General features: G+C 61.3%; 29 protein-coding genes. 27 read left to right on the top strand and 2 right to left on the bottom strand.

Annotation, left to right across the window (positions count from 1 at the left end; translation table 11 throughout):
• The first annotated feature begins 1 nt into the window (after position 1).
• The 25 genes from B9A15_RS20140 to B9A15_RS20020 all read left to right on the top strand — a co-directional run bounded on the left by B9A15_RS20140 (position 2) and on the right by B9A15_RS20020 (position 17,513).
• The gene (locus tag B9A15_RS20140; RefSeq protein WP_084412410.1) at positions 2–232 is read left to right on the top strand and encodes a hypothetical protein; all 231 of its coding nucleotides are present in this window, start codon (positions 2–4) and stop codon (positions 230–232) included.
• 4 nt (positions 233–236) lie between these two features.
• On the top strand, positions 237–491 hold the full coding sequence (locus tag B9A15_RS20135; protein ID WP_084412408.1) for a gpW family head-tail joining protein: 255 nt from the start codon (positions 237–239) through the stop codon (positions 489–491).
• Positions 492–499: 8 nt separating this feature from the next.
• The gene (locus B9A15_RS20130; protein WP_084412406.1) at positions 500–892 is read left to right on the top strand and encodes a hypothetical protein; all 393 of its coding nucleotides are present in this window, start codon (positions 500–502) and stop codon (positions 890–892) included.
• Positions 889–1,719 carry a hypothetical protein gene (locus B9A15_RS20125; protein WP_084412404.1) on the top strand — a complete coding sequence of 277 codons (831 nt, stop codon included), beginning with the start codon at positions 889–891 and terminating at the stop codon, positions 1,717–1,719. Before B9A15_RS20130 ends, B9A15_RS20125 begins: the two co-directional genes overlap by 4 nt.
• Positions 1,716–2,273, top strand: coding sequence for a hypothetical protein (locus B9A15_RS20120; RefSeq protein WP_084412402.1), 558 nt, complete (start codon positions 1,716–1,718; stop codon positions 2,271–2,273). Before B9A15_RS20125 ends, B9A15_RS20120 begins: the two co-directional genes overlap by 4 nt.
• Positions 2,274–2,291: 18 nt before the next feature.
• The gene (locus tag B9A15_RS20115) at positions 2,292–2,660 is read left to right on the top strand and encodes a hypothetical protein (RefSeq protein ID WP_084412400.1); all 369 of its coding nucleotides are present in this window, start codon (positions 2,292–2,294) and stop codon (positions 2,658–2,660) included.
• Entirely contained in the window at positions 2,660–3,058 is a 399-nt protein-coding gene (locus B9A15_RS20110) for a GPW/gp25 family protein (protein ID WP_084412398.1), read from the top strand. Before B9A15_RS20115 ends, B9A15_RS20110 begins: the two co-directional genes overlap by 1 nt.
• Positions 3,055–3,978: a baseplate J/gp47 family protein gene (locus B9A15_RS20105; RefSeq protein WP_084412396.1), complete on the top strand. Its 924-nt coding sequence runs from the start codon at positions 3,055–3,057 to the stop codon at positions 3,976–3,978. Before B9A15_RS20110 ends, B9A15_RS20105 begins: the two co-directional genes overlap by 4 nt.
• Positions 3,975–4,637: a phage tail protein I gene (locus B9A15_RS20100; protein ID WP_084412394.1), complete on the top strand. Its 663-nt coding sequence runs from the start codon at positions 3,975–3,977 to the stop codon at positions 4,635–4,637. Before B9A15_RS20105 ends, B9A15_RS20100 begins: the two co-directional genes overlap by 4 nt.
• 9 nt (positions 4,638–4,646) lie before the next feature.
• The gene (locus B9A15_RS20095) at positions 4,647–6,953 is read left to right on the top strand and encodes a hypothetical protein (protein WP_084412392.1); all 2,307 of its coding nucleotides are present in this window, start codon (positions 4,647–4,649) and stop codon (positions 6,951–6,953) included.
• A gap of 8 nt (positions 6,954–6,961) precedes the next feature.
• Positions 6,962–7,150 carry a hypothetical protein gene (locus tag B9A15_RS20090; protein ID WP_084412390.1) on the top strand — a complete coding sequence of 63 codons (189 nt, stop codon included), beginning with the start codon at positions 6,962–6,964 and terminating at the stop codon, positions 7,148–7,150.
• The gene (locus B9A15_RS20085; protein WP_084412388.1) at positions 7,113–8,588 is read left to right on the top strand and encodes a discoidin domain-containing protein; all 1,476 of its coding nucleotides are present in this window, start codon (positions 7,113–7,115) and stop codon (positions 8,586–8,588) included. The genes B9A15_RS20090 and B9A15_RS20085 overlap by 38 nt, the downstream gene beginning before the upstream one ends.
• 2 nt (positions 8,589–8,590) lie before the next feature.
• The gene (locus B9A15_RS20080; RefSeq protein WP_084412386.1) at positions 8,591–8,863 is read left to right on the top strand and encodes a hypothetical protein; all 273 of its coding nucleotides are present in this window, start codon (positions 8,591–8,593) and stop codon (positions 8,861–8,863) included.
• Positions 8,860–9,096, top strand: coding sequence for a hypothetical protein (locus tag B9A15_RS20075; protein WP_084412384.1), 237 nt, complete (start codon positions 8,860–8,862; stop codon positions 9,094–9,096). Before B9A15_RS20080 ends, B9A15_RS20075 begins: the two co-directional genes overlap by 4 nt.
• Before the next feature lie 136 nt (positions 9,097–9,232).
• The gene (locus B9A15_RS20070) at positions 9,233–10,462 is read left to right on the top strand and encodes a phage tail sheath protein (protein ID WP_084412382.1); all 1,230 of its coding nucleotides are present in this window, start codon (positions 9,233–9,235) and stop codon (positions 10,460–10,462) included.
• 57 nt (positions 10,463–10,519) lie between these two features.
• Complete coding sequence (locus B9A15_RS20065) at positions 10,520–11,038, top strand: phage major tail tube protein (RefSeq protein WP_084412380.1); 519 nt, start codon at positions 10,520–10,522, stop codon at positions 11,036–11,038.
• A 6-nt stretch (positions 11,039–11,044) separates the two neighbouring features.
• Entirely contained in the window at positions 11,045–11,509 is a 465-nt protein-coding gene (locus B9A15_RS20060; RefSeq protein WP_084412378.1) for a hypothetical protein, read from the top strand.
• Between the two features lie 6 nt (positions 11,510–11,515).
• Positions 11,516–13,903 carry a phage tail tape measure protein gene (locus B9A15_RS20055; protein WP_084412376.1) on the top strand — a complete coding sequence of 796 codons (2,388 nt, stop codon included), beginning with the start codon at positions 11,516–11,518 and terminating at the stop codon, positions 13,901–13,903.
• Positions 13,903–14,346 carry a phage tail protein gene (locus tag B9A15_RS20050; protein ID WP_084412374.1) on the top strand — a complete coding sequence of 148 codons (444 nt, stop codon included), beginning with the start codon at positions 13,903–13,905 and terminating at the stop codon, positions 14,344–14,346. Before B9A15_RS20055 ends, B9A15_RS20050 begins: the two co-directional genes overlap by 1 nt.
• A gap of 5 nt (positions 14,347–14,351) precedes the next feature.
• A complete protein-coding gene (locus B9A15_RS20045) occupies positions 14,352–14,582 on the top strand; it encodes a tail protein X (protein ID WP_084412372.1) in 231 nt (76 codons plus the stop codon).
• 3 nt (positions 14,583–14,585) lie between these two features.
• A complete protein-coding gene (locus B9A15_RS20040; RefSeq protein ID WP_084412370.1) occupies positions 14,586–15,605 on the top strand; it encodes a phage late control D family protein in 1,020 nt (339 codons plus the stop codon).
• 85 nt (positions 15,606–15,690) lie between these two features.
• On the top strand, positions 15,691–16,398 hold the full coding sequence (locus B9A15_RS20035; protein WP_084412368.1) for an NlpC/P60 family protein: 708 nt from the start codon (positions 15,691–15,693) through the stop codon (positions 16,396–16,398).
• Positions 16,399–16,403: 5 nt separating this feature from the next.
• Positions 16,404–16,772: a pilus assembly FimT family protein gene (locus B9A15_RS20030; RefSeq protein WP_084412366.1), complete on the top strand. Its 369-nt coding sequence runs from the start codon at positions 16,404–16,406 to the stop codon at positions 16,770–16,772.
• On the top strand, positions 16,769–17,209 hold the full coding sequence (locus B9A15_RS20025) for a hypothetical protein (RefSeq protein ID WP_084412364.1): 441 nt from the start codon (positions 16,769–16,771) through the stop codon (positions 17,207–17,209). The genes B9A15_RS20030 and B9A15_RS20025 overlap by 4 nt, the downstream gene beginning before the upstream one ends.
• Entirely contained in the window at positions 17,190–17,513 is a 324-nt protein-coding gene (locus B9A15_RS20020; protein ID WP_084412362.1) for a hypothetical protein, read from the top strand. The genes B9A15_RS20025 and B9A15_RS20020 overlap by 20 nt, the downstream gene beginning before the upstream one ends.
• Before the next feature lie 141 nt (positions 17,514–17,654).
• Here B9A15_RS20020 and B9A15_RS20015 read toward each other — a convergent pair whose 3' ends face one another.
• Entirely contained in the window at positions 17,655–20,462 is a 2,808-nt protein-coding gene (locus B9A15_RS20015; protein WP_084412360.1) for a DUF4214 domain-containing protein, read from the bottom strand.
• Positions 20,463–20,736: 274 nt separating this feature from the next.
• Here B9A15_RS20015 and B9A15_RS23280 point away from each other — a divergent pair, with 274 nt between their 5' ends.
• Both B9A15_RS23280 and B9A15_RS20005 read left to right on the top strand, forming a co-directional pair.
• Positions 20,737–21,375 carry a helix-turn-helix domain-containing protein gene (locus B9A15_RS23280; protein WP_210190554.1) on the top strand — a complete coding sequence of 213 codons (639 nt, stop codon included), beginning with the start codon at positions 20,737–20,739 and terminating at the stop codon, positions 21,373–21,375.
• A gap of 249 nt (positions 21,376–21,624) precedes the next feature.
• On the top strand, positions 21,625–24,552 hold the full coding sequence (locus B9A15_RS20005; RefSeq protein WP_170923377.1) for an Ig-like domain-containing protein: 2,928 nt from the start codon (positions 21,625–21,627) through the stop codon (positions 24,550–24,552).
• 1,157 nt (positions 24,553–25,709) lie between these two features.
• Here B9A15_RS20005 and B9A15_RS20000 read toward each other — a convergent pair.
• On the bottom strand, positions 25,710–26,489 hold the full coding sequence (locus B9A15_RS20000) for a 3-hydroxybutyrate dehydrogenase (protein WP_084412356.1): 780 nt from the start codon (positions 26,487–26,489) through the stop codon (positions 25,710–25,712).
• Between the last annotated feature and the right edge of the window lie 362 nt (positions 26,490–26,851).

Below are 26,851 nucleotides of genomic sequence, written 5' to 3'. Positions count from 1 at the left end.
GATGGGCAAGGTTGTTCTCACCGAACCTCGCATACATGAGGGCCGGCTTCTTCGCCCCGGTCAGTCGATCGAGACCAGCGATCACGAGCCTGTAGTTCGCGACCTCGATGAGATGACGAAGGACGAGCTGATTGCGGAAGCCGCGCGCCGCGGCGTCGAGGTGAAATCCTCCGACACCAAGGCCGAGATCATGGCCGCGCTGACGGCCGCTCTCGGCCAGGGCGACGCTTGACGCCATGGGCCAGCCTCTCGACGGTGTCGATCTCGACGATCCTTGCGCGCTTCTAAAGGCGCTCAAGGCCGCGCGGCTTCGGCTTGCGACCGGTGCTCTGACAGTCTCGGTCAAATCGGGTGACGAAGAGGTGTCCTTTTCGAAGGCTGATCCGACGCGACTCGACCGTGCGATCGCAGAAGCCGAAAGGGCCTGCCATATCGCATCGGGACAAGCACCTCAGCGCCGACGGTTCCTGACCGCCGGTTTCCTTCGATAAGGCGTTTGATGAGCGACGAGACCTCATCTTCGCCAATCGTCGGTTTTCGCACGCTGTTGACGAAGACCGTCGATGGCGTGCTCAGCGAGAAGGTCCTCTTCTCCTTTTTCGAGAATGGCGACGTTGATCCCGCCCGGCCGCAGCAGACGGTCGTCGGGCGCCTCAAGCTCGCGCCAGCGCGTTCCGTCAATCCCGCAGCCCGAAACACGATGAACTGGCAGATCGAAATGACCGCCGGAACGGCTGAACTGGCGATCTCGATGCTCGACTATCCTGATCTCGTCGTGAAGGAGCGGGACATGGTGAAACCGTTGGAGCGACCCGGTGCCAAATGGTGGTCGGTCGCCTCCGCCGATCCGCGCGGCGGGGCGCGGCTCGTTATCCAGCTGGTGCAGGAATGAGCCTCGTCCGGCACGCCATCCGCGTTGCGGCCGTCGAGGCCCTGCGCGGTGCGACAATCGTCGGTGACAATGTCCTCGACAGCCAGAACGGCGCGATCGACTTCGACGCCGACAATCAGCCGAAGACGCTTCAGAAGAAGCCGTTCATCGCGATCTACACCTATGATGGGTCCGCCGAGCGTGGCCCTGGTGCAAGCGGGTTTCGCGATCTCGGCTCGCCGCAACAGTTGATGCTCGGGATCGAGATCGGCCATGCCGCCGGCATGTTGGTCGAAGATCCTTCAACTGGGAAGAAGGTCCTCGAAACGGGCCTTCCCTATACCGATCGAAATGTCGAATTTTATCTCGATCTCCTGGCCGCGCAGGCGATGGGGGCTCTTTCAAACCCCGATAATTCATGGGCAGAGATCTGGCGCGGCATGGTTCTGTCGGTCGAGAAGCGGGATACGCTTGCGGTGCGCTCGGTCGGTGGCCAGCGTCTCGCCGGTCACCAGATCATGCTGACGCTCACCATCATGCGTGATCCAGCGCCCGGTGTGCCGCTTGGGACCGGTCATGTCTATGAGACATTCCTCGCTGCTCTTGAAGCGAGCCCGGTCGAAAGCAACCGGACGCAGGCCGCCCTTCTGCGCGGCTTTCTCGGTGATGCGGATTCCCGCGACTGGCATCGCCTGCAGCGCCGACAGGGTTTGACGGCCGACGAGCTGATGGCGCTTGGCCATGGCCCGCTCGCGCAGGACCAGACGCGTGAGACGCCGCCCTTCGTTACCGGCACCCTCGATCTCGGCGACGGGCGCGAAGTGACGACCACGAGTGAGCCTGAATGACGGAGGCGGATTTCGCGGCGCTTCTGGCACGCATCTCGCACCTCGAAACGCTGATCGGGCAGATGGTCCAGCGCGGCCCGGTGGTCGAACGTGATGCCAAGCGCGGCTATCGCATCCAGCTCGGAAAGGATCTGGACGGCAACCCGGTCCTGTCGCCCTGGCAGCCGCATCCCGAAAGCGGCAAGACATCGATCCCGATGCATCTCGGGCAGAATGTCGGCATCCTGAACCCGACCGGCGATCCGCGCCAAGGCTATCCGCTGCGGGTCGGCTATTCGGACAGGCAGCCGAGCCCGAGCGATGACATGGACGAGAATGTCCTCATCAACGATGCCGGCGTGCGAATGGTTGCTGCGGGTGGCCGGCTCTCGATCACCTGCGAGGACGGCCTCTTCGTAATCTGCGGGGATGTCACCCATCACATCACGACCGAGGGCGTGACCACCGTTGGCGGATCGATGTCTCACGACGGCCTCGATGTCGGATCGAGCCACAAGCATACGAAAGTGATGCCCGGCGGCGGAATATCCGGCGTGCCCACCCCCAAAGCCTGACCTTCAGGAGATCATCTCATGGCGAAAGCACCCTTGAAGCCGGACGCAGCCGCGCCCGAGCCGTCGACCGCGCTTGTCTCGCAGCCGGTGGCCGTGACCAACGACGCGACTTCATCGGCGGCGCCAGTCGCCGACCCGAACGAAGTCGTCGAGTTCGATGTGCGTCCTGGTGTCGAGTCCATCATGGGCAAGCGCCTGAAAAACGCGACGACTGTTTCCATGACGCGCCATGCGGCTCAGCATCTTCTTCGCGTCGGTCAGATCGCCGAGAAGGGGAAGCACCCGGCCAATTGGGCGCAGGTCCAGGCGCGGCTTGACGCTGAAGCGGCCGAAGCGAAGGCCAAGGCCGACAGGGACAAGGCGGCTGCGGATCGCGCAGGCGCCTGATGGCCGATTTCGACCGGCGCACCGGCGAGATGATCGACAATTACCGGTCGGCGCTTCAATCGGTGGAAGTGATCTTCACGACCTATCTTGGCGAGGAAGTCATGCTGCGCGAGTTCGGCGCCGGTCTGATCGAGCTTTTGGGCCGTCGCATGACGCCGTTGCTCTTCATGGTCTTTAAGACATTGCTCATGACCGCGATCGACGCCTGGGAGCTTCGCTTTCAGGTGCGGCATATCTCAATCAACGGTGATGTCGACACAATCCGACTTGGCGAAGCGCGTTTCATGATCGAGGTCGGTTGGCGGCCCGGCGCATATGACACGCCGCCGGACTTTACGGTGGCCGGCGTCAGGACCTTTGGGCTCGACTTTTACGATCGGGGAGTTTCGGCCCGATGACATCCGCTCCCTCGATCGTTGATGTTTCCCGACTTCCTCCGCCCGATGCCATCGAGATCGTCTCGGCCGAGGCGATGATCGAAGCTTTTCTCGATCGCTTCGCGGTCGAATGGGAGGCGGAACGCGCGATCGACCCGACATTGCCAGAATGGACGGTCGCGAAAGTCGCGGCCAACCCCATTCGGCGGGTTGGCGGCCGGGCGTGGCAGTACACGCGGGTTCTCGACAGATACCGCGTCAATGACGCCATCCGGTCAGTCTTCGTCGCATTTGCCAAGGGCAGCAACCTCGACGCTGTCGCCGCCAATCAGAACGTCCAGCGGCTCTTGGTGCGGGCAGCAACGGCCGACACGCCGGCAGTCTATGAGACCGACGAGCGGCTTCTGCTCCGCTATCTGTTCTCGTTCGATCGAGCGAGCGCAGGCTCTGAAGGCGCCTATCTCTACGCGGCCTATTCCACAGTGCCGGCAATCGGCCACGCAGCGGTCGTTGGCTTCAACACACATGGCCGGCGCGGCGACACGGACGTCGTGGTGATGGGTGAGGCTGGCGCGCTGGTCTCGGATGCAGAGCGGGCTGCAATCTCGGCGGCCGTGCGCGCGCCTCATATCAAGCCGGAGGCGGTCTCGGTCGCGGTGCTCAAGGCTCTGCGCGTCGAGTATCGGGCGCATGTGCGTGTCGAGCTGCCGCAAGGCCCCGACGCCGACCTCGTGCGTCAGCAAATCGCCGATCGCATCAAGGCGGCGACCGATGCCCGCACGCTGATTGCCGGCGAGGTGCCGGACGGACTGATCCAGGGTGCCGCCTACGGGCCGAATGTCCTGTCCGTCGCCGATCTCAATCCGATCGTGATCGCGCCGGATGCCTATTCGGTGCCGGTCTGCACCGAAATCACGGTCGAGGTCGTTGTGCGCTCATGACCACTGTCGATCAGATCCTTGCCCAAAACGCCGCGCCCTTCGAACGGGCGATGGCGCGGGCCATGTCGGACGACCTTCCCATTCCGATGGAAGAGGTCATGGACCCCTATCGGACACCGGAGCGGTTCCTGCCGTTTCTGGCCGGGCATTATTCGGTCGATCTCTGGTTCGACGATTGGACCGTCGAGAAAAAGCGCGAGATGGTTGCGCAGGCGAAGGGCTCGTCGACGGTCTATCCCGGCACCCGGCTGGCCGACTTTAAAGGCACCCGGGAAGGCGCCCGACGCTATCTCGAATTCGTGGATGCCGAGGTGCTCGACGTGGTCGCCCACCCGACGCGCTTCGTCGCCGGCCTGTCCGCCGCTGGCATCACGCCCGTCGGCCACCCTCCTTTTCGCGCCCGGTATCTCGTCAAGGTGACGCTTGTGAAGCCGTTCAACGCCTTCGTGGCCGGGCGCTCGGCGGCGGGAATGGCGGCCGGGCGAAATGTCGATCTGACGCCAATCAACCGGGCCAAGACGGCGCTGAAAGTCTCGAAAGCGCCCGAGACCGAATATCTCGTTTCCTTCGCATGGCGCCGCCCGGCGACCTTTGGCGACGGTCTGACCTTCGGCGACGAGCGACCCTTCGGGGCTTACGTCGACCGCACGCACCTTTGAGGACAGCTGATGAAGCTCGTTGATTTCGAACAGGCCGAGATCATTCAGCCGAAAGACTGGACGGCGATCTCCCAGGAGGCGCGGGACCATTTTGATGCGATCCATCAAGGCGCGTGGGGGTGGCCCGTCCATTGGGCCCGCATCACGGTTTCGAAGAAGGCCGGCGACAGCACGACGGTCGTTGTGTCCGATGGCGAGTTTCATACCGGCAAGCCCGTCTATCGGATCGGCGACAATGTCGAGCTGAACTTGCAGGAATATTTCGGAGCCTTTGCTGGGGGCGACGAAAGCTGGCTGGCCCTGATCCTTCGCGGCACCGAAGAGACGATCGAAGTGCAGCGTCCGTTTGAAACCAGCGATCAGCCGCTGATCGAGAGCAAGCCCGTTCAGCGCGGCACGGTCAAATATCACACCCGTAAGGCGGAGGTGATCGTCCAGCCTGGCACGATCGGCCCGGCACCTCAGCCGAGGCCGACGATCGCCGAGACCAATTGTTGCGTCGCGTTCGTCCGTGTAACCGCGACCGGCGTGCAAGACATCGTCGTCAATCAGGCCGCTCGCGTCAAAACCGTCTTCGAGATCGAAGGGCGGCTGACCGTGGTCGAGGGCAAGGTCGAGACGCTTTATCAGGCGACCCAGGCGATCGTCACGGATCTCGCCACTGTCGCGGCGGCTGTCGAGCGCATGCCCGATCCGCGCCTGATCGATCAGTTCGCGCGTGATATCTCCCGCACGCGTCAGGAGCTGCAGTTCCCCGACGAGGCGCGGAATTACTGGTTTGATCAGGCTCTGGTCAAAGACCTCTGGGACCTGCAGCACCCGGACAGTCTCGTACGCGTCCAGGAAGGTTTGCGCTTTCCCTATGCGGCTGTGCGCAACTCCCAGCTTTTCATCGCTCAACCGGACAATCCCGATATCGTCGTGATCGGCGGCAAATATGTCCTGCCGGCCTATGACGAGGTGATGCGGATCGAGAGCCCGCTCGGCTCGGGGCGGGTGGACATCTCCAACACCGTCCACACGATCCAGACCGCCCACACCGGCACGACCTCGACGACGTCGATCCGCTATGGCCCGACCGTGAAGGTCTGCGAAAACACCTCTGGCTGGAACACGGCCGATCTCGCCGATCGCCGCGCCGGCGAAATCTTCGCGGTCTCCGGCAAGGAATATCAGTCGCTCGGCAAGACGGATAATCCGTGGAACAACACCGAGCTCGGCCGCAATGGACACGCGCAGTATGCCGTCCAGAATGTCATCCGCGACACGATCGTCTCGACCTATACCTATTACACGACCGAGACATACGGTCTGAACGGCGCGCTCTACGCCCAGACCTTCCTCAGTTCGCAGATGATGGTCGCCACCCGGATCGACCTCTATCTGACGCGCGTGGGCTCGACCGGCGACATCACGCTCGCCCTTTGCGAAGTCCTACCGGACGGCACGCCGCATTATGACCGGATCATCACCCAGTCCGTGGTCGAGCAAGCCGATCTGCGCGTAAACCAATGGGTGCCCTTCGTCTTCGATCGCCCGACGCTTCTGGAGCCGGGCAAGCGCTACGCCTGGTTCACGGTGACGACAGGCAATCATCAGGTCGCGGCGAACAGCGGCAACACCTTCACCGGCGGCACAAAGTTCCAGTGCTCCGACGGCATCTTTAGCCAAGGCTCGACCACGGAAGACTTCAGCTTCCGCCTCTACGCCGCCAAATTCCGAAAAAGCCGCGTCACAATCCAGATGGAGCCGATCGAGCTCGAAAACGGCATGACGGAAATCCAGCTCGTCTATGAAGGCTGGGAGCCGGCTGGCACGTCGCGGCCGTGGGACATCAAGCCGATCGGCGCCGACGAATGGGTGCCGATGGACGGGCGCGACCCGAACCCGCTCACCAATCTGCCGCCCTTCTGCAATCTCAGATGCACGCTCGTCGGAACGCAGGACGTCGCGCCGATGCTGGTAATGGACACCTATTCCCGCGTTCAGACCGGCCGGTGTCGATCGGACGTGCGCGCCATCTCCGACGAGATCGCCTTCGGCTACGCGACCTCGACCATCCGGGTCGTAATGAATGTCGACGCCTTCGACCCGAACCTCCACGATTATGATCCGAAGATCATGGTGGGCGGCGTGACGATCAACCCGACGGCGGTGACGCTGACGCCGGACCCGACCAAGCCGAGCCGGTCGCAATATGCCGCTAACTTTTCGCTCGGGGCGCCGGCAACCTCCGCGCGTCTGCGCGTCGAGGGCACGTCCACCAGTGTGGTGGCGCAGGCCTTCGTCCAGGACATCCAGCTCAACGCCTATTGAGGTCCGACATGACCGAACGACCCGAAACCAATCTCTATGAGCCGGAAGTCCGATATCGCGTGCGTCTCTCGCGTCCGGTTCGGTTCGGCGCCTTCCGCTATCTGCCGCGTGATGATCTCCGCATTCTCGGCAGCGCGTTGAACGCCATGATCGAGGAGAATGGCGCTGATGTCGTCACCTCTGCCGACAAGTTCTGACGGCTACGCAGTCACGGTCAGTTTCACGATCTCGCCCGAGGTCTGGAACGCCGTCATCCCGCTGTTCCATGATCGGCTCGTTGCGATCGAGGACTTCATCTCCGCCGGCTACACGGCCGCGCAGCAAGCCGGGACCGCGATGGCGCAGGCCATCATTCAACAGTCGGTCACGCCGCAGATTGCGCAGATCAACGCGACGATCTCGGGTTTCGAAGATCAGCTGGCGCTCGCTGAGGACCGGCTCGCCGCACTGAACAATGGCGGCGTGGTCGCGGCCAATGTCACGATCATGCCCGTGGAAGGGCTCGATGCGACCAACGCGCAGGATGCGATTGCCGCACTTGCAGGGTTCAAGGCCAAGTTTCCGGCCTTCGCAGAAGCCAACGGCGAGAAATTCGTCCGGTTCAGCTTGGACGGCAGCGGCTTCGAAAGCGCCTTCGTTTCATTCGATCCGGTTTACGACGCTATCGGCGGTCTCTCAGATCAGATCGATGGGATGGCGGCCGAAGTGGACAGCGCCGCATCGTCCGCGCGGCTGAACGCGCTCTATATCGCGGAGTTGCGCGGCGACCGGCTCAATATGGTCGACGGGATCGTTGATCCTTACACCGACACAAGCGATGTCAGCGGTGCCTCATCGAATCACCTCCACAACGCCCAGAAAAAACAGTTTGAATATGTCAATGTGAATTTATCGACCCTCGGTCTCCCAATATCGGGGGGTGATAAAGGTGCGAGCACCGCGAAGGGTAAAGCCTTTGATGGAGACGCTGCTACATATTGGGCGTCATCTCAGTCCGGCAGCCCCGTAAACGGAAATGCGTATATCGGTCGCGACTTCGGCGCCGCGACCGTTGTCAAAAAAATCATTATTAAGAATGCCTCGGCGACGAATAATGCCGTTTACAGCGCCGCCGCCCAGTACTCTGATGACGGCGCCAATTGGGTTTCCTATTCCAATCAGGGTTTCTCCCAAACAGGCGGCAATACCCAGGTCTTCGATGTGAGCGCAGCGGGCGCTCATAGATACTGGAGGGTTTTGGCAACCAGCACCTCGGCGAACGGCTCTGAATGGTGGGTGGCAGAGATGACGTTTGAGGGGGCCCCGGCGCCGATGACCCTCATTTCCTCGGTCTTCAGCTCCGTGACTCAAAGCCCTTCTGTGGCTCGCGTCGCCGTCCAGCTCGCGCCGCCTCTTTCGTCGTCGCCGGTCGTCCCGAATGTCGATCTCATTTCGTCCGTAAGCCGGGACGGCGGCGTCACATTCAGCGTCGCCGCGTTGGAGCAGATAGCTGTCCTGACGGACGGCACGAAGATCTATGAGGGCTTTGCGGATCTGACGGGTCAACCAGCCGGTGCCAGCATGGTCTACAAACACGTCACGGCTAACGCCAAGGACGCGCCAATCTCCGGCACCATTATGCAGTGGAGGGGCTAACCATGGGTGCCCGTCGATTTAAGCCGGACATGCCGGCGATCTCGCTCGAAGTCTCCGCCGTCCAGGCGAAAACAGCCCTCTACAATGCCGGCCTGTATGATCAGGTCGAGGCCGTGCTGGGCGGGTCCGAATACGCCATGGTCCGCATCTGGTGGTCCTCGGCGCAAAGCTGGCGGCGCGATCATCCGTATATCGCCGGCATGGCCGTCGAGCTGGATTTGACCGACGAGGATGTCGACGCGCTCTTCGAGGCGGCCGCAGGTGTGCCGACGTGATCGACCATTGCACCCTCTGGCCCGAAGGCTCCTGGGGCGCGTGCTGCGCGGCTCATGATCTTGCCTATGCCGATCCGGCGATCGGCCGCCTCTCGGCCGACTGGGCGCTCGCCCAATGCGTCGCGGCGACGACCGGCGGGCCGCTGATGGCTGCGATCATGTTCGGTGGTCTGACCCTGTTCGGCTGGTGGTGGCGCCGGCGGGCCCATCGCAGCAAGCCGCCGAAGGCCTGACCGAACCACATTTCTGAATTTCCGTAAGGCTCGGCATTCGCCCGGGCCTTTTTCTTTGCCCGGCTTTGCGCGGGGCCGCCGATCCTGAAAAGCCCTTCGGCAAGGCGATCACTTCCCGACAGATTGGAGAGGGGCAATGACCACGCCTTATATCGGCGCCTCGTTCTCGCGCACCAATGACGAGCCGATCCCGGTTCTCGGCGCCGACTTTTCGCAAACGATCATCTTCGATGCCGATGACACGGTCGACGCGACGCTGTTCCCGGCCGACGAGCCAGTGCGCGTCTCGACGTCGGACCCGGAGGTCCAGGCCAAATGGGGCACGGGCGCGGTTCGCGATCATATCCGCGGCATCAATGCCCAGCTCGAAAATCTCAATGCCGGGGCCGATGTCACGGTCTATCGCGTGACGCCCGGCGCCGACTCCGCCGCGACGGCCGCCAAGATCGCCACAGCCCTCGGCCAGATCGGCTATGTGCCGGACGAGGTCGACGCGACCCCGCGCATTGTCGTCGCCGGCATGACGGATTTCCGGCCTGACGAGGAAGCAGCCTCGCCGGTGCTGGCCGCGCTGGCCCCCGCGCTGGAACAGGTGCTTGCCGTCGCGCCGGTGGACGTCTCCGACGATTCCCGCGCCGCATCGACCGCCGACCGCGAGTTCATTTCGTCGACGCGCATCTTGCCGATCGGCGTCAAGGCCGTGGTGTATGAGGGCGAGGACCTGGTGACGCGGCCCATGGCAAGCCGCGCCGCCGGTCTCTTCATCCGGGTCGACAATGCCAATCAAAGCAAGCCTTTCGAGCCGATCGCCAATCGGCAGATCCAGGGCTTGGCCAAGCTCTCTCGCAATATCCGCTTCTCGATCCTCGACGGCTCGACCGAAGGCCAGCAAATGCTGAAAGCGCAGGTCGCGATCGCCGTGAAGGGCAAGGTCAATGTGGATGGCTCGCTCGCCTCGGGCGGTTTCACCTTCATCGGCGCGGATGCCGCGACCGACGACACGACCTATCAACAGATCCATCAGACGCGCGGTGCCGACTATATCACCATCAAATGGATCGACATCACCAAGCGGTTCCTGGGGCAGCGGATCACCGCCGGCATGGCCGAGAACTACATGCTCACGATCCTCAATATGCTGAAGGGCCATAAGGCCGCTGACGACATCCTCGGATACAACCGGGATATCTTCATCAAGGATCAGAACCAGCCGGACAATATTCGGCTTGGGTCCATCAAGCTCGATCCGCGCATCGAATATGCGCCGATGTTCAAGCGCGTCCATGCCGACTTCCACCCCTACCGCCCGGCGGTCGAAGGTCTCATCGACGACATCGTTCAGAAGCTCAGCCAAGTCAGCGCGTAAGACCCTCGCGGCTTTCGCGGCCGCAATGTTCTTCCCCATTCATAGAAGGTTCGCACCATGCCGCAGCGCCCTTTGCTCGTGCTCGAAGGCGTCGACATCCGCCGTGTCTCTCAGACCGGCCAGTCCCGCGCCAATATCATCAACAAGATGACGGTCCCGCCGCTCAAGAAGAAGACGGTCTCCCATGATGGCGGCGGCGCGAATCTGGAGGTCAATTACGCGTTGCGCCGGATCGAGGCCTTGGAGCCGGCCTTTGCGAGTCCCTTCGACATTTCGCTCTTCGACGGCTTTGGCGAGGTCGATCAGTGGATCATGGCCGGCGTCTATCGCGACACCGACAATGGCCACCGCATGCTGCCATTCCGGGCGATCGTCACGGGCGTCCTCAATGCCTGGGAGCCTTCCGAGACCGACCCCGCCGAAATGCAGGACTGCAACTGGATGTTCGCGGAGGTGACGGATTACCAAGCGACGCTGGATGGGCAGGAATTCATCTATGTCTCGCTGCGCGAACGGGCGACCCGCTATCTCGGCAAGGATATTTTCGGCGATTTCAACGCGGCGCTCGGGATCTAAGCGCCGATGAAGCCGACCATCATGCCGGACGAAGGCCAGCTGACACGCGAGGAATTCCTCGCGCTCGGCACGAAGATCATCGCAGGCCGGGGGAGGCCTTCCCCCTCGCCCAAAGCCGCACGTTCGGCGGAGCCGGGCGATGGTGGCCCGCCGGCAAAACCCGCTCAAGGCGGGTCGTCTTTGCTGCCTTCGCCGCGGATCGAGGCCCGCCTCGACGATGACGAGCCCGTGGCAAAGCTCCGCCTCGTGACACCCGTCACCATCGCCGGCACTCACCATGTCTGGATCGCGTTTCGCGAGCCGACCTTCGCGGCGATCGGCGCTCTGCTCGCCGGTCACATGTCCCGGCCCGCCCTGGCGGCGGCCATGACCGGCCTGCCGGACGGGTTCCTGGGCTATCTCCGATACACCGATGCCGAGCGGGTCATGAGCCTCGTCCATGCGCTCGCGCCCGATCTGCCGACAGGATAAGCGACGATGGCACGTCCAATGAAAGCCGAGATGACCGCGTCCCTGCACGACGATGTCAGCGGCAAGGCCGGCATCATCCAGCGCTCGCTGCATGGGCTCAGCCGGGCGGGCAACGCCTCCACGCGCATGATGGAAAGCGGCGTGCGGGCAACGGGCCGGCTTGGCAGCGCCATGGGGCTCGCCGCCATGCAGGCCGCCGGCGTCGGCGTGCCGCTCGCCGCCGGGCTTGCCGTGCAGACGGCCGTCACCCAGGCGGCCGATTTCGAGAGCGCCCTGACCGGCATTCAGAAAAAAGCCGGGCTGACCCAAGCCGCGACGACGGCGCTCGGCGAAGAGATCAAGGATCTGGCATCCGGCGGCGAGGTCGCCGTCGGCATCGACGAGATTGCGGCGGCCTATGAGCGGGGCGCCGCGGCCGGGCTTCCCATCGACACCTTACGTGAATTTGCCCTCCAATCGGTCAAGGCGGCCGACGCCTTCGAGATGAGCGCGGAGGAAACCGGCAATTTCGCCTCCAAGCTTCAAACCGCGCTTGGCATGAGTTCTCGTGAGGTCCGGCAAGTCCTCGATCTCACCAACAGTCTGGCCGATGCCGGCATCAGCGACGAACGCGACATCGTCTCCTTCATGGATCGCGCCGGCGCGACCATGAAAACGCTCGGCATGGCGAAGGAAGAGACGCTGGCGCTCGGCGCGACGCTTCTCAATATCGGCATGCCGGCGGAAGTGGCCTCGACCGGCATGAGCAATCTCGCGGGCCGGATGCTGACCGTCAACGAGCTGACGGGCAAGAGCAAGAAGACCTTCGAGAAATATATGGGTTCGACGGAGAATTTCGCCGAACTCGTCGAGAAGGACGCCAATGGCGCGCTCCTCTCCATGCTCGACACCCTCAAGGATCTCGATAAGACCGACCGCATGTCGTTCCTGTCGTCCTTTGTCGGGCGCGAATGGGCCGACGAGATGCTGCGCCTCGTCGAGGCGACGGATGAATATCGCCGCAATCTGAGCCTTGCCAATGACGAGCGCCAATGGGGCGGTTCCCTCGACGCTTCCTATCAGCTGAAGCTCGATAATTTCTGGTCGCAATGGCAGATCGCCAAGAACGCGCTTGCCGAGATCGCCATCGATGCCGGCACGGCCGGAATGCCGCTTTTGAAAAGCGGGCTCGAAGAGGTGCGCGCCCTGGTCGACGAGATCCAGCTCGGTATGGGCCGTTTCGAGGCGACGCTTGATATTGAAGGGCTCGACAAGGCCAAGAATGCCGTCTCCGACCTGATCGGAGCCGTCACCGGCCTGATGAACCTCAATGGCGAGGATTCGGCCATCGTGCGATTTTTCGAGCGCATCGCCCACGCGGCCAATGCGGTCTCGGAAGGGATCGGCATCGTCCAGGATGTGGCGCAAGGTTTGGGCCTTGCCGAGGACGACGGCGAGACAAAACTCGACCGCCACGATCGGCGCGAAGCGTTTCTCGACGGCATCGTCGATGCGAGTCCGGCGGGCCCGGTCATCAAGCCGGCGATCGACGTCATCAAGGGCGTCGACGATGTGGTGTCGGGCGTCCGCTCGGAGGAAGAAGACGCGACGATCCGAGCCGATATGGAGCGCCGCCGGGCCCAAATGGCGGGTGTCAGCGGACAGACGCCCGCCGATTTGGAAGCCCAGCGCCAGGACTATTGGCGGCGCCGGAATATACGCATGGGGCAGTCCGGCGCCGTCGCGCCTGATGCCGGCAACATCCGTTTGCCAGACCTCTCTTATCCGACGGCCGTTCCATCCGGTCTCACTGGTCCGACCATTCCGGTTCCGGCACCGCGTCCGCAATCTGCCGCTTCGCCATCGCCGGCAAGCCCATCAGCCGGCGCCGCGCTGGCGGAGATCCGAGAGATCGACCAGCTGCTCGGTCAACTTTATGAGAAAAAGCGCGCAGTTGAGGACGGCTTCCGCTTGGCGCTCGATCCGAGCGCGGTTTCGGTGATGCGGCAGATCGGCGACGAGATGGAGCGGCTGACGGCACGCAGGGCCGAACTCGACGCCATGGCCCACGCGCCGGCGCCGACTCCACCGGCAAGCGAGGCGGCGGTTCCCATCCCGCAGCCCCGACCTGATATCGCGGCCTCGATCGCCAGCGAGGTCGATCAGGCGCGGGCAGCGGCCCAGCAGGGTGGGCAGGACATAGCCAGTGCGCTTTCGGTGCGAGCCCGGCCCGAGGTCGATCCATCGGCCATCCGCGCCGCCATTGCCGACGCAAGAACGCTCAATGCCGAACTCACCCGAACCAGCTCGCTGGCGGCGAGCGCGGCGCGGGCAGCGGCTGAGGCCCGCAATGCGGCCTCCGCCTCTCGGGCCGACATGTCCGGTCTTCACGCCAACACGTCACGGCCCGGCTGATGCTCTACCAGATCGGACTTCTATCCATCCGCACCAATGGCTTTTCGGCCGAGCGCGTGCGCCGCTCGGCGCGGGCCGATTTCGCGGTGAAGCCGGTGGTTGGCGGGCGCAAGCCGCGCGAGGCGATCGGCATCGGCGATGACAGCCTGACCCTGTCCGGCAAGCTCTTGCCCTTCAAACTGGGTGGTCTGACCGAGCTCGATATCGCCCATGGCATGATGGCCTCGCAGATCCCGCAGCCGGTCTTGCGCGGCGACGGCCGGGTGCTCGGCTATCATGTCCTCGAGGAGATCGAGGAGGACCATCAGAACATCGAGCCGAACGGCGTCGGCTTCGAACTCGATTATACGATCAAGACGCAAAGGGTGCCGCCCCCAATCACGGTGGATGCTGCGGCGATCGTAGGCGGTCTCGTCTCGCTCTTCCGCGTGCTTCGAGGCTGACTGCCATGGCTGATACGATCACGGTGCGCAGCGAGGGCCTCCTTCTCGACGAAATCCTCGCCGAGCGCTTCGGCCCCGTCAGAACGAGGACACTGAAGCTGGTCGAGGCGACGCTTGCCATCAATCCGGGGCTCGCCGCCCATGTGGTCCTGCCACTGGGCACGCGCTTCACCCTGCCCGATCTGCCGGCAGCAACGCCCGCCGCCCGCGTCATCAATCTCTTTGCGGACAGTTGAACGATGGCCTGGAAGGACTGGGACATCACGATGGGCGGGACCTCGCGCATCCGCCAGATGGCCGATTATCTTCTCTCGATCGAATGGACGGACAATCCGGGTGTGTCGTCCGACACATGCCGGCTGAGCTTCGACGATTCCTTCGGCCAACTCGCGCTTCCACCCAAGCGCTCCGTTGCGACGGTCGCCTATCAGGGCGTTGAGATCTATTCGGGCGTCGTCGATTCGACGCCTTGGCGGATGACGCGCGGCGGCGGCCGGGTGCTCGATGTCTCGCTGAAGGCCTTCGACACCCGTGGCAAGGCGGTCGAGACCCAGAACTGGCATCTGGACGACGCGCCCTTGAAGGCGGTGCTCGAAAAGGCCGCGTCTCTCGCCGGCGTCACGATCACGGTCGATCCGGCCTTTGCCACGATCGAGCGTGAATATTGGAACCCGCTCGGCGAGAGCTTCGTCGCCTTTGCCGAAAAGCTCCGGCATGAATTCGGCGCCACCTTCAAGATGCGCGGCGGGACGAATGCGGTGTTCGCCGCGCGGGGCACGGGGCTGTCGCCCTTCGGCCAGGCCCTTCCGACCGTCATCGGCCGTGTGCCGGCGCCAAGCGAAGAGACAAGTGGGAATATTCATTCGATCGACATCGATCCGACGCGGGGGCGCCCGCGCTCTCGGCAGAAGCGCGTCACCTGGTTCGATCCGAAGACCGGAGAGTTCAAGGACAAGCGTGTCACAGTCTTGCTCGAAGACACCGGCGATGCGATCGACACCCAGCGCTGGCCGGCGGCCGACGAGGGCCAAAGCGAGACTATGGCGAACGGCCAGAAGACCGACGCCGAACAGGATGCGGGCGTCGGCTCGGTGACGATGGAGTTCACCCCCGACGCCTTCGTCGAGGGCCGCTTTTTTCTAAAGGGCGCCCGCCCCGGCATCGACGGGCTCTATCGCATCGCCTCGGTATCCTCACGCGCCAATCGCGGCGGCGGTGGCACCACGACCCTGCAGCTCGCCCAGCCGAACCCCGGCTGACCCACCGACACGTCTAACAGCAACCCAGAACGCAACCCGCGAGGGCTCGGCAAACTGCCGGGCCCTTTTTCTTTGGAGAGACGACATGTCGAAAGAGATCGTCATGGCGGTCCAGACCCGCCTGAAGGACCTCAATTATTACGCCGGCGCGATCGATGGGGACGCCGGCGCAAGGACGGAGGCCGCCCTCACCGACTTCAAGCGGGCGCAGGGCCTCACCCCGCGCCCCTATCCCTGCATCCAGACGCTGCATCTCCTCTATGACGAGGACGCCAAGCCGCGCGCGAAGCCGATCATCGTTGCCAGCGGCGAGCCCGCCTGGATGGTCGAGGCGCGGTCCGTCAAAGGGCTCCACGAGGCAAACAGCTACGGCGAGTTGTCGGCCTGGCTGCGCTCGGATGGCTCGACCCTCGGCGATCCGCGCAAGCTCCCCTGGTGCGGCGACTTCGTCCAGACCGCGATCGCGCTGACGCTTCCGGGCGAGGCGATCCCCGCCAATCCCTATCTCGCCCGCAACTGGCTGAAATTCGGCCAGGAGACCGAACCCCGCCTCGGCGCCGTCCTCGTCTTCTGGCGCGGCTCGCGATCCGGCATTTCGGGCCATGTGGGCTTCTATGTCGGCGAGGACGCCGAGACCTATCACGTCCTCGGCGGCAACCAGTCGAATGCTGTGACGGTCACGCGGCTATCGAAATCGCGCCTTCTCGGCGCCCGCTGGCCGGTGACCGACAGCTCCACCACACATTCGCAACAGCTGGCCGCCACGGGCGAGATCAGCACCAACGAGGCTTAAGACCCATGGAACAGGTTCTCGACGCTCTCCTGCCGCTTCTGGCAACCATCCTCACCGGCATCGCGATCCCGGCGCTCGTCGCCTGGCTGCGGGCGAACAATGTGGTCAAAGACGAGGCCCAGGCGCGGCTTCTTCAATCCGCCCTCGCCAATGCGGCCGAGACCGCGCTGGCGCGCGTGGGTGGCCGTAGTGGCGATCCCTCGCTTTCCATGGCGGCGCGCGAAGCCGCGCTGGACTATGTCAAACAGTCGGTGCCCGGCACGGTAAGAAAGCTCGGCCTTGAGGATCGCGACATCGTCGATCTCATTATGCCGCATTTAAGCCGCGCCGCGACCGGCAAGACGCCCCCGCGCCCCGATGGGTCGGCGCAATGATCATTCTCGCCCGCATTCGCGAGCATTTTCCCATTCGCCGGCTCGAATGGCTCTGCGCCGGGATCATCGGCTGTCTCGGACTTCGGCTTCTCGATCCGGCCGAGACCTTCGCCCAGCCGGCCTTTCACGAGCTGGCGGGCTGGATGGCGGAAGGAAGCTGGGGCACGCTTCTCTTCATCGTCGGCGTCGCCCGCTTTTTCGTCCTCGCCTATAATGGGGCCTGGAAGCCTTCGCCGGAATTGCGGGGCGTCTTTTCCATCTTCGGCATGGTGGTTTTTTCGGTCTTCGCCCTCGGCATCGAGACGGCGGGCGTCGCCTCGACCGGCTCGATCACCTATGCCTTTCTCGCGCTGGGCGAGGCCTCAAATATCTGGACTGCGGCAACGGATGCTCGTGTCCCCTATCAGGAGCGTCCCGATGGAAAGCCTTCTCGCTGAGCTTCCCGAATGGGCACGATCGCTGTTTTACATCTCCGTCGCGATCGGCGGGGCGATCCTCTTTCTCCATGGTCGGAGTCGTCGGCAGGAAACGGTGGATGGAGCGGAGCCGACTGCCCCGAATCTTCGTCTAGACGCTGCTCTTCTCGATCGTCGCCAAATCGAGATCGCACGCGAGGAGCTCAGCGATCACGCTGAGGCCTTGCGGGAGCAGGCCGAAGCGATCCGGGAGCACACGCGGGCGCTGCATTCGCTGGAAAAGGAGATCGAGGAGCATCGGCGGGAGATCAGCCGGCTGCGATAGTGAACTGAGATCGCAGATATACTGAGGGTAGCCTTCCATACTTCTCAATATCAATTGCGTATAAACAATACGAAAACGGCGGAGACCTTCCGGTCTCCGCCGCTATTATCGCTTCGCGTCCGGCATTAAGCCAGATATAGCTTATGCGAAGTTGTCGTGCGTCAGCGCACCAACTTCAATGCCATTCAGCGTGCCGATCAGCTGGATGTCAGCCGCTTCGACGTCAGTGTTTGCACCATTTGCTGCTGCATCGAAATAGTACACATATGCGTTGCCATTGTCATAGGCTACGATGTGTCCGGTATCGCTCGCCGTAGCCGTCAGCCCCGAAATGGTGGAGCCCTGGTTGGCGATCGCCTTCAGAAGCTCAGAACCATTCGTCGCGTTGGCGAGGTTGGCACCGTTATTGGCGGCGTCAAAGTTAAACTCGAACACGTCCTTCGTTGCGTCCAGCGTATAACCATTCGCCGTGCCAGTGTACTCCTGATAGTCCGTTGCCGGGACCTCATCGGTGCCGCCGCTCAAAGCGAACGTTGCGGCCGCGACGTCAAGAACATCGCCACCAGCGCCAGCCTGGAAGCCGGTGATGGTATCACGATCGGCCGAAGCCGTCTGACCGAAGCGGATGATGTCCTGGCCGCCGGCGGACAGATCGATCGAATCCTGGCCTGCGCCGGAGTTGATGATGTCGTTGCCCTTGCCGCCAATGATCGCATCATTGCCAGACGTGGTGGTAACATTCAGCTTACCCGTGAAGTCGCCCGCCTTGAACTGGACACCGCCGGCAGTTGGGTTGACCGACTGAACGGTGAGTACCAGGTCGTTCGCGCCGGTGACGTTTACGACACCATTGGTGTTGACGAGCAAGCCGGAGGCTGCAGTGCCAGCGCCTGTCGGCGTGCCACTAGCAAGGGTGTTGGTTGCCGCGGCGGTCAGTCCGCTGGAAGTGATGTTCACCGTTTCAAACTGACCAGCGTTCAGGCCATAACCGGCCATTCCTGTGCCTGTCGCTCCACCGGTCAACGAAGCCCCGGTCAATACGACGTTTGCAACATCAGCCGGACCGTTGGAAGCAGGCGTAAGTTCAACGGCGTCGCCACCATTGCCAGAGGTGTTACCTGCGCCACCGACGATCGTAGAAGCGAAGCGGAAAGAATCCGCGGTCTCAATGCCGGTGATTACAAGTGCATCAGCACCATCGTTGGTCGCAGCTGCGCCATCAATACCAGTGCTGTTTGCTGTGAAAGCAAACTCGTTGATAGTGGTAAAGTCGTTTGCTTTCAGGGCACGGAAATCAGTTGCAGCCGCTTCTAGAACCTCGATGCCAGCTGCCTTCGTATTCACCGTCGTGCGGAGAGTGGCGGCACCGGTTCCAGTGAAATCGGTGGTTGTTCCCACCGCCAGTGTGTCCTTACCCTCACCACCGTCCACCGAAACGGTGTTCGTAGCGTTCAGGACCCCGCCGTTCAGCACCACACGGTCAGCAACCGCGCTACCCTTGAAAGAGAAGGCAGTAGACGTGCTCGTTGCTGCATTGATGTTGATGCCACCAGTACCGGTGAGGCCCGAAGCGTCGACAGTGGCCAGCGAGGTCGCAGAACCTGCATCAGCGATGGTCAAACCGTAGCCGGCAGCATTAGCTGCTACGTCGCCAGAAGCATTAAGAGCACGCAGGCCGTTGGCGCCAGTGCCAGCGTTGATCGTAATGTTCGAAGCAGCGCCGGATGCGACGACGTTCGCAACTTCGAAGGTATTGTCGATAGCGGCGAAAGTACCATTGTTGAGAGTAAAATTGGCCGCCGTAGCCGCGGTGCCCGCACCCTTCACGGCAAGCGAGAATGCATCGGACGTGCCAGTACGATCGGTGTCGCCCTTATAGTTCACGCCGAACGTGCCCTGAGCACCGTCGAGACCAGCAGTCGTGCCAGCATCAACAGCTACAGCGCGTGTCGCTGAACCAGCGGCAGAATTTACCGACCAGACCTGCTGCTCGCCAGTGATCGTGCCGAAGTTCAGTGCGTAGAAATTCGCCGCCGTCGTATCAAGATTCGTGATATTAAAAACTTCGACGTTCGAAATCTGCGGAGCAACAGACGTACCACCACCCGCATTGTCGACAACACGGACGTTGAGCGTGTCAGTACCGCCCTTGCCATCGATGATGTCAGCCGTTGTCAGCGTCGTTGTCCCGCCAGCAGCATCGGAAACGGCATTGTAGACGTCGTTTCCGGCAGTACCGTTCGTGTCGACCGCGGGAGCTGTCGCGCCGGGGCCGTCAGCGTTCGCCGTCAGCGTGATCTGCCCGCCGGGCGTAGTCGTTCCACCACCAACGGCATCGACATCAGCCTGGTTGACCTGACCGTCATCATTGGCGTCGAGCAGGCTCTGCTCATAGTCCTGGTTGCCGTTGGCAGCCTTGTTCAGGAACAGATTGACGTACGGACCGAAGTCATTGATCGTCTCGGACGACTGCGCGAATGCGGAGAGCGTCGAAGCAATCGTCTTGCCGACATAAAACTCAATGTCAGCATCGGTCGGGTCGCGCTGGAAGGTGTTCTGGTAGAGATCGTTAAGGAACTCTTCCGTCACGATGCCGTCTTCTGCAGCGGTCGGATAAAGCGTCGCGAACTCGCTTGACTGGGCGAAACCGGCATTGATCGTCGTCAAAACGTCGAAGGTGCTCATGCCGTCGGATGCCTGGGCGCGGAGGAAATCCGTCCAGAAGTCGAGGCCCTGGGCATCCGGCACGCGGCCGAAGGTCGCCTGATAAAGTCGGACGATCGGCGCGACGAAGTCGTTGGCTTCCGAAGAGTTCACCAGAAGGTCGATCTGGGTCTGCTCGTTCTGCGCCGTTTGGCTGTTGGCAACGAAGGACGCCAGCTCGGCGTCGGTCGGGGCGCGCTGCAGGACAGCGTTATAAATTGCGATGGTTTCTTGTGCGGTAGCCATGAGGTCCTCTCAAAAGTGGCTTGCCATTTCCCCGGGTCTTGCCGAGGCATGTCGAGCAGCGGGGAAAATGAAGCGTCCCCCACGCTGTCCGGGAAGCCGTATAGCCTGATTAAAAATGGCGGTAAAGATGCTATGAGAGAAAAAATGTGTTCTGGACATGCGTTGTGTGAACGTGCTACATGCTGAGGCAATGAAACAACAATCGGACCATGGCGAGCGGCTGCCGGGGGGCGATGACAGGGGCCTAGACATGTATACGAACCCGCAAAGAGCGGTGACTGACGAAAGCAAGGAACTGCGTAAGCAGGCGGGCGCCTGGATGCGGTCTGTGCGGGAGCGGCAGGGTCTGACGCAGCATGACGTCGGCACCTTTGCCGGTTACCGCTATTATACCCAGTATTCGGCGATCGAGCAGGGTGTCGGCCGTGTTGCGCCGGATCGCTATGCCGTGATTTCCGCCGCGCTGGGTGTGGATCCAAGCTTCTTTGCGCGCAAGCTTATGTGTTTCTATGATCCGCTGACCTTCGATGTGCTCTTTACCGAAGCGGACATCGACGACGACGGGACCCATTTGCGGGAGCCGATGGGCGCGGTGCGGGATCTTCCGGCCTATACGTCGGATGGTTTGAAGACCCTTCGCAAAGAGGCCGGGCAGTTCATCCAGAGCGTGCGCGAGGAGGCCGGTCTCACCCAGGTCGATATGGCTGACCGGATGGGCTATAAGTTCTACACGCGTGTCTCGCAGATCGAGCGCGGCGTCGGCCGTGTTCCGCCCGAAGACTTCGTCACGTTTACCAAGGCGCTAGGGGTCGATCCTAAGCCTTTTGTTCGCCGGCTTCTCCAGGCCTATGATCCGATCGTCTACCACTTGGCGTTCGAGCAGCCGGTCTCGCGTGAAAGCGTTGCCGGCTAACGCTTTTCCTCGTTCATGTCTTTTCTCGAAAGCCCGCGCTTCGGCGTGGGCTTTTTTGTTTCTGCCAGTCTTGTCGTGGCTTTTCCGCATCGCCGAGCGCGGGAAACACGAGAGTCACCTTCTTGCATTTTCGGCGTTAACGTTTTGCTAACTTTAGGTATTGCGAGCGCATTCAATTCGTGAGTATGTCTCCCAACGTCAAATTGCGCATCTAGCAACCTTGCTAGTCGCTCGTTGGAGTGGTGTCTCGTGGATCAGCAATTCATTATCGAACTCTACAATCGCATTCTCTTCCGCGAGCCCACGCAAGGCGAAATCGATGCCGCGGTCATTGTACTGGGTGAATCTGGCGAGAACGCGCTTGAGGAATCGCTGTCTTCCTCGGATGAAGCGGTGACACTGGAAACAGTTGTTCTTCCCATTATTGGGCTCTATCAAGCATTTCTTGTTCGGACGCCCGATGTCGCCGGTCTGCGCTTCTGGAGCGAAGCAATTAGTGCTGGCGAAAAATCGTTCGCCGACCTCATCGATACGTTTACCAATTCGAGTGAGTTCCCAGTCGTCAATCCGGGAATCGGAACCGATCCGACATCGGACGAGATCGTCAATCTTTTCTATTCAAACATTCTCGGTCGCGCGCCGGACAATGCTGGCTTCGCGTTCTGGAAGGCTGCGCTCGATAGCGGCTCAATTGACGCTGGCTTCTTCGCCCGGAGCTTCCTCGCTTCGAACGAATCGGACTCCACCGTTGGGGCCGCGCTGCGAACCTATCTCGCCGACCTGGTGGATGGTGTCATTAATGATCCAGAAAACCGGGACTCGCTGCTGGTCGTGAATGACGGCGGCGGCGATGATGTCGAAGATGATGAGGGGCCGGTTGGAGGAAATCCAGATTCCACAGCCGATGAGGGCGACGACCTCGCGCTAAGTCTGCCTGACGATCTGATCAATGCAGGTGAAAGCAAGTCGGTGAAATTTGATCTTGATGGGCTTGACAGCGACTTGCAGTCGGCTGTCGTGACCTTCACAGATCAGAATGGCGCAACTGTTGAAGTGGACGGTCTCAGGACCAGTGTCGCTGACATCAGTGCTCTGTCTGACGGTGAAATTACCGTTTCGGTTCGCGTCTTCGATGGTTTCAATGCAGCGATCGCCTCGGGTGGGACGATTGTTCTTGACAAAACTCCCCCTATCGCTCCGACGCTTACGGTTTCTGATACGGGCCCTGTTCAAGGCGTGACGAACGCGGCTTCTCCGATCGTGCTGACGGACAATGAGTCGGATGCGTCTGTCGAGTATAGCGTCAATGATGGTGTGTTCTCGGCTACGCTGCCGACCTTCGTCGACGGGACCGAGTACACGGTCGTGGCTCGTCAGACGGACCAGGCCGGAAACGTCTCGGCAAATAGTGATGCGGTGACGTTCATTTACGACACGTCTGCGCCCACGGTTGCAGTTTCCGATAACGGTGATGGTCTTCTGAAAGCCGGCGAGGAGACGACGCTAACCTTCACGTTCAGCGAGACGCCTTATGGTTTCGAGGCGAGCGACATCGTCGTCCCGGCAGTTGCCGGCGAGATCGTCGCTGACTCTCTGAGTGCTCCGACCACCAATTCAGATGGGACCGTGGTGTACACCGCTGTCTTCAGGGCAGCTGCAGACACCTATGATGCTGCGGCGACGATCTCTGTGGCGGACGCAGCCTACACCGACCGCGCCGGCAATGACGGTACCGGTGGCAGTGTGAACGTGGATGTGGATGCGGTGGCGCCTATCGCTCCGACGCTTACGGTTTCGGATACGGGCCCTGTTCAAGGCGTGACGAATGCGGCTTCTCCGATCGTGCTGACGGACAATGAGTCGGATGCGTCTGTCGAGTATAGCGTCAATGATGGTGTGTTCTCGGCTACGCTGCCGACCTTCGTCGACGGGACCGAGTACACGGTCGTGGCTCGTCAGACGGACCAGGCCGGAAACGTCTCGGCAAATAGTGATGCGGTGACGTTCATTTACGACACGTCTGCGCCCACGGTTGCAGTTTCCGATAACGGTGATGGTCTTCTGAAAGCCGGCGAGGAGACGACGCTAACCTTCACGTTCAGCGAGACGCCTTATGGTTTCGAGGCGAGCGACATCGTCGTCCCGGCAGTTGCCGGCGAGATCGTCGCTGACTCTCTGAGTGCTCCGACCACCAATTCAGATGGGACCGTGGTGTACACCGCTGTCTTCAGGGCAGCTGCAGACACCTATGATGCTGCGGCGACGATCTCTGTAGCGGACGCAGCCTACACCGACCGCGCCGGCAATGACGGTACCGGTGGCAGTGTGAACGTGGATGTGGATGCGGCGGCGCCACTGTTAACTATTGCCGCTGCGAATGACGTAATTACAGCTGGTGGACAGACAGTCATTAGTTTCATATTCAATGAAAGCCCTGTCGATTTCGCTCGCGAAGATATCACAGTCACTGATGGAAGAGGGTCGTTGGGCGCGTTAAGCGAAGTCATGCAAACAGCGGATGGGTTTGTTTATACCGCAACATTCACGGCAGATGATACGGCGCAGCGTGGAGATGTCCGCTTCGGCGTTATTGGATCCGCGTATACTGATCAAGCGGGCAACGCAGGTAATTCCGCATCCGCTGCAGTTACAGTTTCCGCTCGAACGCTTGAGCAAATAATGAGCGATGACGGATATCTGAAATTTGACGGAAACGGTCACTATTATAAAGCACTGAATACCGTTAGCTCCTTCCAAGATGCGCTTTCCGCTGCGTCGAGTGCCGGAGCCGCTCTTGTTACCGTAACTGCAGACGGAGAGAACGATTTCGTCAAGGATATATTGGTCAGTTCGCAAAACGCATTTGCATGGTTGGCTGGTAAGCAAAATCCAAATGAAGGTGCGTGGAAGTGGGTCGACGGACTTGAATCGGGTAAACAATTCGCGAAAAGTGATGGAGTTAGTAAAAACGACTCCTATACAAAATGGGACGATGGTGAGCCGAGCAACGGAGTAGGGACCGAATATGGTCCCGAGAATTATCTCGGTATGTGGGGAGATTACGGCAAGGCAGGGCTTTGGAACGACTTCTCCAATACCTATGGGCCAGGACTTGTGATCGCGGAAGTCGACAACCTACAAGCTTATGCCAATTTTCATGGGTATGACGTGATATAAAAATTTAATTGGTCCGGCGGACTGAATTGCCGGTCAGTGTGATGTTTGGACTGCTAGCCCGAGGCTATTCCGAAATAGCCTCGGGCTTTTGCGTCAGAGCGATATTTAACTATAGAGGCAGTCGTGAACGTTTAACGCTATCCAACTTTGTTGATCGCGGCGTATCCGGCGAGTTTTCCGGTCTTTTCAGACGAGAGAGGAAAACGCTCGGTGCCATGTCGATAATATTGACGCGAAGCCGGTCTGGCGTTCGAGATCTTCGTCGACTCTAGACATCGGCGCGACTGGAGCGAAGAAGAGAAGGCGGCGATCGTCGCCGGAAGCTAGTCTGGCCCGGAGAGCGTTTGGGCCGTTGCTCGCCCTCATGGGGTGAGCCATTCGCAGCTTGCGACTCGCTGCGCACTCCATTAAAGGCGGACGAGCGTGTTAGTCTTTGAATTAGTTTAGAATACAACCTCAAGATAGAAAAGCATCATCGTAAACTACATTGAATTTTTGAAAGCGCCTCGTCTGCAGACATGTTCCGGACAAGGTAGCACAGCTTCATCACCCAACCCGGAACCCATTCCCATCAGATGGGCGAACCAGTTGCTGTTCGATGCAAAGCTATACGTGCCACTGCAAAAAGTTAGCCATCTGAAGTGCCTTGAGATGCGCTGTTCATGCACTCCCCTTGGGAGTACCACTTTCCTTATATTCCCCAGACATTTCAGGCGCGGTTGGCCATTTGGGCTAGCCATGGCCTTGTAAGCGTCGGCGACCGTCAGTTCAGTCTTCCCTTCGGTGGGTCAGGGCCCGGGTTCTCTGCCCAGAGCATCCTCGCCTATTGGGCTTGGCGACAAGGCTGTGATCCACGACGCACCAGCCGGCAAAGCGTCTCGGTCTGCTCCTGGTTCTCTCGGCATCCGATCATAGAAGCTGTGTGAACGGCATCGGTCCTTTCACTCTTTGAGCGCCAGCCTGACGACGCCTCGAACGGGTTGGCGAGGCTTTAGTCTCCCGGCGCGCAGGCAATAGAGGCGGCCCTTGCCTCTTCTTTCGCCTGGAGCGCCGGGTGAAAAAGTGGAATCCGGTCTTTGGCGACCCGGCGCGGCGTCACGGAACGCGAGGGCATCCGGGGATCAATCGGGATCGCCAGATGCTCTAAAGCTGCGATCTCAGCCCATATACCAGCCATGGCTGGCGACGATCGACTGGCCTGTCAGGGCGTTCGTCTTGAAGGCGGCGAGGAAGACGGCGACATCGGCGATGTCCTGGACGGTCGTGAATTCGGTATCCACCGTCTCGCCAAGCATGATCTTTTCGACGACCTCCTGTTCCGAAATTCCGAGACTTTCGGCCTGTTCGGGGATCTGCTTCTCGACGAGCGGCGTCTTCACGAAGCCCGGGCAGATGACGTTGGATCGCACGCCATGTTTGGCGCCTTCTTTGGCCATCACGCGGGACAGGCCGAGAATGCCGTGCTTGGCCGAGACATAGGCGGTCTTAAGGGCCGAGGCCTCGTGGCTATGGACTGAGCCCATATAGATCAGCGAGCCGGATTTGCGTGGATACATGTGCTTCACGCAGGCCTTGGTCAGAAGGAAGGCACCGCCGAGATGGATGTCGACGACCTTCTTGAACTGCTCATATGGAAAATCCTCGATCGGATGAACGATCTGGATGCCTGCGTTGGAGACCATCGTGTCGATCCGGCCGAAGCGCTCGGCCACGGCGTCGACGCCGGCATTGACCACCGCCTCGTCCATGACGTTCATCTCCACCGCCATAGCCGCTCCGCCCGCTGCCTCGATCTCGGAGACGACGTCGTTCGCGCCCTGCATATTGATGTCCGCGATCGCGACTTTCGCGCCTTCCCTGGCAAAGGCATGGGCGATCTCCTTGCCGATGCCCGACGAGGCCCCGGTGACGATGGCGACATTGTCCTGAAGCTGCATGATGACACTCCTTTTCGTCCCTCGGCGCGCCGGTCCCGGCGCGGCGTTTGGGGCCCCTGCCATGGAGGCTAGATCGTTTCATACGGAACGGTGGCAAGACCGCTCACGTTGCAGTGCGTCATAAATTTCATTGAATGGTAAGGTTTGGGACGGGGATCGAGATCGCGCCCGACATGAAAAAGCGCCCCCATGGGTCTCCCCATGCGAGCGCTGGCTGTTCGTTTGGTCGAGATTTTTAACGGCGCCCTTTCGGACGATCAGAACTCAGCCCAATCCTCGTCTTTGCGGGCAAGGGCGTTGGCGCCGCTGACGGCGGGTGCGGCGCGTTTGGGCGCGGTGCCTTTGGCAAGACGGTCCTGCAT

It is taken from the genome of Fulvimarina manganoxydans, assembly GCF_900176465.1.
In the GTDB taxonomy this organism is placed as follows: domain Bacteria; phylum Pseudomonadota; class Alphaproteobacteria; order Rhizobiales; family Rhizobiaceae; genus Fulvimarina; species Fulvimarina manganoxydans.
The sequence above is the reverse complement of the archived record's forward strand: the minus strand, read 5'-3'. Positions and strand labels throughout refer to the sequence as shown.

Coding starts and splice junctions, on each gene's coding strand:
- B9A15_RS20140 (WP_084412410.1), top strand. CDS start 2: ATGGGCAAGGTTGTTCTCACCGAACCTCGCATACATGAGGGCCGGCTT.
- B9A15_RS20135 (WP_084412408.1), top strand. CDS start 237: ATGGGCCAGCCTCTCGACGGTGTCGATCTCGACGATCCTTGCGCGCTT.
- B9A15_RS20130 (WP_084412406.1), top strand. CDS start 500: ATGAGCGACGAGACCTCATCTTCGCCAATCGTCGGTTTTCGCACGCTG.
- B9A15_RS20125 (WP_084412404.1), top strand. CDS start 889: ATGAGCCTCGTCCGGCACGCCATCCGCGTTGCGGCCGTCGAGGCCCTG.
- B9A15_RS20120 (WP_084412402.1), top strand. CDS start 1,716: ATGACGGAGGCGGATTTCGCGGCGCTTCTGGCACGCATCTCGCACCTC.
- B9A15_RS20115 (WP_084412400.1), top strand. CDS start 2,292: ATGGCGAAAGCACCCTTGAAGCCGGACGCAGCCGCGCCCGAGCCGTCG.
- B9A15_RS20110 (WP_084412398.1), top strand. CDS start 2,660: ATGGCCGATTTCGACCGGCGCACCGGCGAGATGATCGACAATTACCGG.
- B9A15_RS20105 (WP_084412396.1), top strand. CDS start 3,055: ATGACATCCGCTCCCTCGATCGTTGATGTTTCCCGACTTCCTCCGCCC.
- B9A15_RS20100 (WP_084412394.1), top strand. CDS start 3,975: ATGACCACTGTCGATCAGATCCTTGCCCAAAACGCCGCGCCCTTCGAA.
- B9A15_RS20095 (WP_084412392.1), top strand. CDS start 4,647: ATGAAGCTCGTTGATTTCGAACAGGCCGAGATCATTCAGCCGAAAGAC.
- B9A15_RS20090 (WP_084412390.1), top strand. CDS start 6,962: ATGACCGAACGACCCGAAACCAATCTCTATGAGCCGGAAGTCCGATAT.
- B9A15_RS20085 (WP_084412388.1), top strand. CDS start 7,113: ATGGCGCTGATGTCGTCACCTCTGCCGACAAGTTCTGACGGCTACGCA.
- B9A15_RS20080 (WP_084412386.1), top strand. CDS start 8,591: ATGGGTGCCCGTCGATTTAAGCCGGACATGCCGGCGATCTCGCTCGAA.
- B9A15_RS20070 (WP_084412382.1), top strand. CDS start 9,233: ATGACCACGCCTTATATCGGCGCCTCGTTCTCGCGCACCAATGACGAG.
- B9A15_RS20065 (WP_084412380.1), top strand. CDS start 10,520: ATGCCGCAGCGCCCTTTGCTCGTGCTCGAAGGCGTCGACATCCGCCGT.
- B9A15_RS20060 (WP_084412378.1), top strand. CDS start 11,045: ATGAAGCCGACCATCATGCCGGACGAAGGCCAGCTGACACGCGAGGAA.
- B9A15_RS20055 (WP_084412376.1), top strand. CDS start 11,516: ATGGCACGTCCAATGAAAGCCGAGATGACCGCGTCCCTGCACGACGAT.
- B9A15_RS20050 (WP_084412374.1), top strand. CDS start 13,903: ATGCTCTACCAGATCGGACTTCTATCCATCCGCACCAATGGCTTTTCG.
- B9A15_RS20045 (WP_084412372.1), top strand. CDS start 14,352: ATGGCTGATACGATCACGGTGCGCAGCGAGGGCCTCCTTCTCGACGAA.
- B9A15_RS20040 (WP_084412370.1), top strand. CDS start 14,586: ATGGCCTGGAAGGACTGGGACATCACGATGGGCGGGACCTCGCGCATC.
- B9A15_RS20035 (WP_084412368.1), top strand. CDS start 15,691: ATGTCGAAAGAGATCGTCATGGCGGTCCAGACCCGCCTGAAGGACCTC.
- B9A15_RS20030 (WP_084412366.1), top strand. CDS start 16,404: ATGGAACAGGTTCTCGACGCTCTCCTGCCGCTTCTGGCAACCATCCTC.
- B9A15_RS20025 (WP_084412364.1), top strand. CDS start 16,769: ATGATCATTCTCGCCCGCATTCGCGAGCATTTTCCCATTCGCCGGCTC.
- B9A15_RS20020 (WP_084412362.1), top strand. CDS start 17,190: ATGGAAAGCCTTCTCGCTGAGCTTCCCGAATGGGCACGATCGCTGTTT.
- B9A15_RS20015 (WP_084412360.1), bottom strand. CDS start 20,462: ATGGCTACCGCACAAGAAACCATCGCAATTTATAACGCTGTCCTGCAG.
- B9A15_RS20000 (WP_084412356.1), bottom strand. CDS start 26,489: ATGCAGCTTCAGGACAATGTCGCCATCGTCACCGGGGCCTCGTCGGGC.